Source organism: Bathymodiolus azoricus thioautotrophic gill symbiont (genome assembly GCF_001298715.1).
In the GTDB taxonomy this organism is placed as follows: domain Bacteria; phylum Pseudomonadota; class Gammaproteobacteria; order PS1; family Pseudothioglobaceae; genus Thiodubiliella.
In genome coordinates this window covers 1-5,874 of the sequence record NZ_CDSC02000468.1, presented here as the reverse complement: position 1 = coordinate 5,874, position 5,874 = coordinate 1, and the positions used below count along the sequence as shown (strand labels likewise).

The following is a 5,874-nucleotide window of genomic DNA, read 5'->3' as shown; positions in this document are numbered from 1 at the left end:
AGTTACACATAAGGTATGATACTCATATGACATTTGACAAAATCCTCCCACAATTAATTGAATTGACCACCAATGTTGGTGAAGAGATTTTGTCGTATTATAAAAATGACATTAAAGTTGAGTTAAAAGCAGATAAAACACCTCTCACTATCGCTGATAAAAATGCACACCAATCCATTGTTAACGCCTTATCTCAACTAACGCAAAATATCCCAATCTTATCCGAAGAATCTGATGCTATTGCTTTTAAACAACGCTCAAAATGGCAGGAATACTGGTTAATTGACCCACTGGACGGGACACGAGATTTTATAGAGCAAACAGGAGAGTTTTGCATTTGTATTGCCTATATTAAAAATCATCAGGCAATTTTTGGATTGGTTTACGCACCACTGACTCATACACACTATTATGGCTTTGACAACAGCGCTTACCAAATCCATAACAACATTAAAACACGCCTCAAAGTATGCGTAGCAACACAACCACTACGCGTGGTAACTGGACACTATTCAGCGCACAATCAACAACTACAAGCACATCTTGAACAACTTGGTGAGCATCAACTTTCTTGCTTAGGCAGTGCGCTGAAATTTTGTAAAATTGCCGAGGGGATTTACGACTACTATCCTAGATTTGGCCCTTGCTGCGAATGGGATACAGCAGCAGGTGCTTGTATTTTGCAAAATGCTGGGGGTTCAGTGCTTGATGAAAATGACAATCCACTCAAATACAACACCAAAGATGATTTACTATCTCCTATTTTCTTTGCCTCAGGCAAATAATTGATAAGCCCAGTTATCAGATTAATTAAGAAATCTTAATGATAAATCAATAGCTTGTATGTTTTTGGTCATAGAGCCAGTAGAAATATAATCAACACCAGTCTCAGCCACCGCTACAATTGTATCTTTATCAATATTGCCAGAAGCCTCTAAGGGGAATTCGTTATTCGTCAACTCTACCGCTTGGATCAAATCAGCAATTGAAAAATTATCACAAAGCACTCGAGTGATGCCTAACAAGGTTAGCGTTTCGCTAAGTTGTGTCAAGTTTTCTACTTCAACAATCAAAGGCAAATTTGGATATTGCTCTTTGGCTAATTGCACAGCATTCTTGATTGAACCCGAGGCAATAATATGATTTTCTTTAAGCATCACACAATCATACAAACCCATACGATGGTTCATACCACCGCCACACTCAACCGCTTGTTTTTGTGCCAGTCGTAACCCAGGGATGGTTTTTCTTGTATCTAGAAGATGTGCATTAGTATGTGCAATCTTACCCACCAAAGTCTTGGTTTGCGTTGCAACACTACTTAGCATTTGTAAGAAGTTAAGCGCCACTCTTTCAGCGCTGATAATACCATTGGTAGCGCCTGATAAGGTGCACAAAACTTGATTTCTTTGAATACTATCACCATCACTTAAATGCCATTCAAGTTGAATATTTTTATCAAGTGACAGAAATGCTATTTGTGCATATTCAATACCACAAATCACCGCTGGTTCTCTGGCAATAATTTGTGCGGATACTATTTTGTCATCAAGCAAACTGGCAGACACATCCCCCGTACCAATGTCTTCATCTAACGCCAAAGCAACCATGTCGTTTATTTTACTCATTAACGAATTCACGAATAATGCGTGCTGATTCTTCACTGGCATTGAGATTGAGTTGTTGATGGATATTTTTAAAGGCTTGCGTTAATATTGTTGTATCACTATTTAAAATTTCCAGTGCGTGTTTGGCAATATTTTCCCCATTTGCATCATCTTGAATAAGCTCAGGTACTAAATTTTTATTAGCAATAATATTGGGCAAACTGATGTGTTTGATTTTGACCAATCTTGATGCAATAAAATAACTAAACGCTGATAACTTATACACCACCACCATCGGCACACCCAACAGCGCCAATTCCAAAGCAGCGGTGCCAGAAGCCACCAACACTAAATCTGACTGGACAGCACGCTGATGTGCATCACTCGTAGAAATACGCACATTTGCAGTTTTAGCAAGTGGCGTCACCCACGCAAGCAGCTCATCATTTGCCAATGCTAAGTGGAATTTTAACTCTGGGTCTTGCTCCGTCATAAGCGCTGCCGCTGTCAACATTTCAGGCAATAATTTGGTAATTTCACTCTCACGAGAGCCCGGCATTAATAAAATGTTTTTACTGCTTTGGTAATTGATTCTTGGCTGTAGCGTTTCAGCCAACGGGTGCCCGACAAACACAGCGCGTTGATTGTGCTGTTGATAAAAATCCACTTCAAATGGAAATAAACACAACACCAAGTCGGTTGATTTTTTGATTTTTTTAATACGACTTTGACGCCAAGCCCATACTGAAGGGGAGATAAAATGTAGTGTTTTAACACCTCGTTGTTTGAGTTTTTTCTCAATCACAAAATTAAAATCAGGACTGTCCACGCCAATAAAAACATCAGGCTTGTTGGTAGAAAAGTAACGAATAATCGTACTTCTAAGGCGTAATAGCGCAGGCAGTTTTTTCAACACTTCGCTAAAGCCCATCACATTCACACGCTTTTGGTCCCACAACTGCGTGCATCCAGCTTCAAGCATTTTGTCACCTACTAGGCCTTGTATTTGAATATTGTTGTCCTGCGCTTGTAACGCACTCACCAACTTAGATCCGATTAAATCACCTGAGACTTCCGCAGCGCTAATGGCAATTTTCATAGGTGTATTATTTGCGTGGCAGGATAATTTGTGGCTCTTCATTAAAGGCACGATAAATCACCATTATATTGCCAATCACCTGTATTAAATGCGCCTGAGTGATGCTAACAATCTCATCAATCATTGTTTGCCTATCGTGCTTATCATCTGCACGAATTTTGATTTTTAACAACTCATGTTTGGTCATGGTTGATTCTAACTCTGCCAGCACCGACTCACTCAAGCCGTGTTGTCCAACCATTACAATAGGTTTGAGTGCATGCCCACGAGAGCGTAAGAACTTTTTTTGGTTGTTGGTTAGTTTATTCATTTTTTAAGTTTTTCCAATATATTTGTTATTTTTTCTATCAATCCATCGGTATTGTTTTTTGTTTGGGTGGTGGAATACACAATGGCATCTGTTAACTTGGGTAAAAATTCTTGTTGGTATGCGCTATTTTCATTTTTCACTCGTTCGAACATTTTTGCCATTGCCACACGGTTGCTTGCCTCAATGCGTAATGATTTGGCGTTGGTGTATTGGCGAATAATGGCAAGTGTGACAACAGAAGAAAAAACATAAATAATATAAGTATCGCTACTCTTGAAAGCACCATAGGCAATCAAAATAATCACTAACACTATCAAACTTAAAGTTATTGCAATTGCCCATTTGCTCCATTTAAACCAGTTATCTTCTTCCTCTTGATGTTTATTTCCTAACTCTTCTAAAATTCTTTGAAAATCTTGCACTTCTTGATTGCTTTTTTTAATTTTCTCTGAAAGAATACTAGGGTCTAACGCTCCCGCTGTTTTAAAATCTTCAATCGCCTTGTCTTCCTTTTCAATCGCCTTGTCTTCCTTTCCTCCTAGCAGCTTTCCTAGCTTTCCTAGCTTTCTGTAAGCAACGCCACGATTATAAAAAGCCTCAGCGTATCTTGGGTTAAGGACAATAGCTTGGTCGTAATCCTCAATGGCTTTTTGATGCTCGCCTAAGTCGGCATAAACAACGCCACGATTATAAAAAGCCTCAGCATATTGTGGGTCAAGGACAATAGCTTGGTTATAATCCTCAATGGCTTTTTGATACTCGCCTAAATTGGTATAAGCATTGCCACGATTATTAAAAGCCTTAGCATTTTTTGGGTTAAGAACAATAGCTTGGTCGTAATCCTCCATGGCTTTTTGATACTTTCTTAAGTTGCCATAAACAACGCCACGATTATTAAAAGCCTCAGAAAATTTTGGGTTAAGAACAATAGCTTGGTCATAATCATTAATGGCTTTTTGGTACTTACCTAAGTATGCATAAGCACTGCCACGATTATTAAAAACCATAGCACCTTTTGGATTAAGAGCAATAACTTGGTCATAATCATTAATGGCTTCTTGGTACCTGCCTGAGTCGTCATAAGAAATGCCACGATTATTAAAAGCCACGAAATCATTTGGATCAAGTTTGATAATTTGAGTAAGAATTTCAATTTTTCTAGTATGATTATCCTTAATCTTGCCATGTTCTGCCTTCAACTCTTCAAGCGTCATTTTGTTAATATCCTTCTCACTCATACAATCGCTCCTGTGCAAACAAATCTTGCACACTTTCTCGCTGTCGAACCAGTTGGTGGTTTGTACCTGAGACCATCACTTCCGCCACACGGGGGCGGGTGTTGTAGTTAGAGCTCATGGTGAAGCCGTAGGCACCTGCTGACATTAACGCCAAATAATCACCTTCGCTGAGGGATAGGGCTCGGTTTTTGGCAAGGAAATCACCAGTTTCACAGATGGGGCCAACTAAATCCCAGTGGGCTTGGATGCCTTTGGCGTTTTTGTTGATGGGCAGGACTTGGTGATAGGCGTTGTAAAAACTGGGGCGCAATAAATCATTCATGGCACCATCAACAATGGCAAATGAGTGCTCTGAATTTTGCTTTAAAAATTCAACTTTGGTCATAAAAATACCTGCATTTCCCACAATTGCTCTACCAGGCTCCAAAATTATCTCAATATTTTCTACTTTGCTGATCATTACATCAATATAATTTTGAATATCAATCGTTTGTTCGCCTTCATAGTCAATACCGATACCGCCGCCTAAGTCTAGATGAGTGATACCAATACCTTTGTCTTTTAACTGTTTGAGCAATACCAAAACTTTGTCAAGTGCGTCTAAAAATGGAGATACTTCGGTAATTTGTGAGCCAATATGGCAATCTAGGCCTTGTACATTGAGATATTTAGAATCTTGTGCTTGTTGATACAAATCAATCGCATTACTCATATCAACACCGAATTTATTTTCTTTAAGCCCCGTTGAAATATAAGGATGGGTTTTGGCATCCACATTAGGATTAACGCGAATAGAAATCGGTGCTTGCTTACCAACGGAGCGTGCGACTGATTCTATTCTACTAAGCTCAGAAGCAGACTCTACATTAAAACAACGCACACCCACTTCGAGTGCTCGCTCGATTTCTATTTTGGTTTTTGCTACACCTGAGAATACACACTTGCCTGCCTTACCACCCGCTACAAGCACACGCTCTAACTCACCAATAGAAACAATATCAAATCCGCTGCCTAATTTTGCCAATACATTTAAAACTGCTAGGTTAGAATTTGCCTTAACAGCGTAGCAAACTAAGTGCGGATGGTCGCCAAATGCTTGATCAAACTCACGCCAATTATTCTCAATATCCATGCGAGAATACACATAAAGTGGTGAGCCGTAAACTGCCATTAAATCTGTTATAGCAACAGATTCAGCGTGCAGTATTTGATTTTTGTAAGAAAATCCCAAGTGTTTTTTATGCAATATGCGTTACAACAGATGTAACAGATGAAGACTTAACTTTTTCTAATTCGCCCGTTCTGCCACAAGCAGAAAGCCCGATAATGATGAAAGTTAATGCCATTAATTTGATAGTTTTTTTCATGTTGTCTTCTCTGTTTAATAACTGTTTATTTTAACAGAGAGGCTGTTGATACAGTTTATTTGTTTTATCAGAATATTGCGCAAGCAATGCTTTTACTTGATGTCCTCTATACCCTAAACTAACAGCTCAAACACCACAAAAGTCTTCCATTGTATTTACTTTCTCTTCGCCCCTTTATTTCTAACCACTTTATCTTGTTTCTTTAACATCGCTTCATAAGTCCCTATCTTTTCTCTCATTTCGTTCCATATTC

Annotated in this window: 7 protein-coding genes; 1 reads left to right on the top strand and 6 read right to left on the bottom strand. The window is 38.9% G+C overall.

The window, feature by feature from the left end; translation table 11 throughout:
• A partial coding sequence (gene cysQ / locus BAZSYMA_RS08935) for a 3'(2'),5'-bisphosphate nucleotidase CysQ (protein WP_338152907.1) occupies positions 1-785 on the top strand: 785 nt, incomplete at its 5' end.
• A gap of 21 nt (positions 786-806) precedes the next feature.
• Here the strand turns inward: cysQ and nadC are convergent.
• From nadC to BAZSYMA_RS10570, 6 genes are read right to left on the bottom strand one after another with little or no spacing between them, the layout of a single operon-like run.
• Complete coding sequence (nadC, locus tag BAZSYMA_RS08930) at positions 807-1,628, bottom strand: carboxylating nicotinate-nucleotide diphosphorylase (protein WP_090718221.1); 822 nt, start codon at positions 1,626-1,628, stop codon at positions 807-809.
• Entirely contained in the window at positions 1,621-2,706 is a 1,086-nt protein-coding gene (gene lpxB, locus BAZSYMA_RS08925) for a lipid-A-disaccharide synthase (protein ID WP_090718219.1), read from the bottom strand. The genes nadC and lpxB overlap by 8 nt, the downstream gene beginning before the upstream one ends.
• Before the next feature lie 7 nt (positions 2,707-2,713).
• A complete protein-coding gene (gene yhbY, locus BAZSYMA_RS08920; protein WP_090718215.1) occupies positions 2,714-3,016 on the bottom strand; it encodes a ribosome assembly RNA-binding protein YhbY in 303 nt (100 codons plus the stop codon).
• Entirely contained in the window at positions 3,013-4,254 is a 1,242-nt protein-coding gene (locus BAZSYMA_RS08915) for a tetratricopeptide repeat protein (protein WP_090718210.1), read from the bottom strand. The genes yhbY and BAZSYMA_RS08915 overlap by 4 nt, the downstream gene beginning before the upstream one ends.
• Entirely contained in the window at positions 4,247-5,485 is a 1,239-nt protein-coding gene (gene lysA / locus BAZSYMA_RS08910) for a diaminopimelate decarboxylase (protein WP_090718228.1), read from the bottom strand. The genes BAZSYMA_RS08915 and lysA overlap by 8 nt, the downstream gene beginning before the upstream one ends.
• Before the next feature lie 7 nt (positions 5,486-5,492).
• Positions 5,493-5,621, bottom strand: a complete 129-nt coding sequence (locus BAZSYMA_RS10570) for a lipoprotein (RefSeq protein WP_277621620.1) — start codon at positions 5,619-5,621, stop codon at positions 5,493-5,495.
• Positions 5,622-5,874 lie beyond the last annotated feature (253 nt).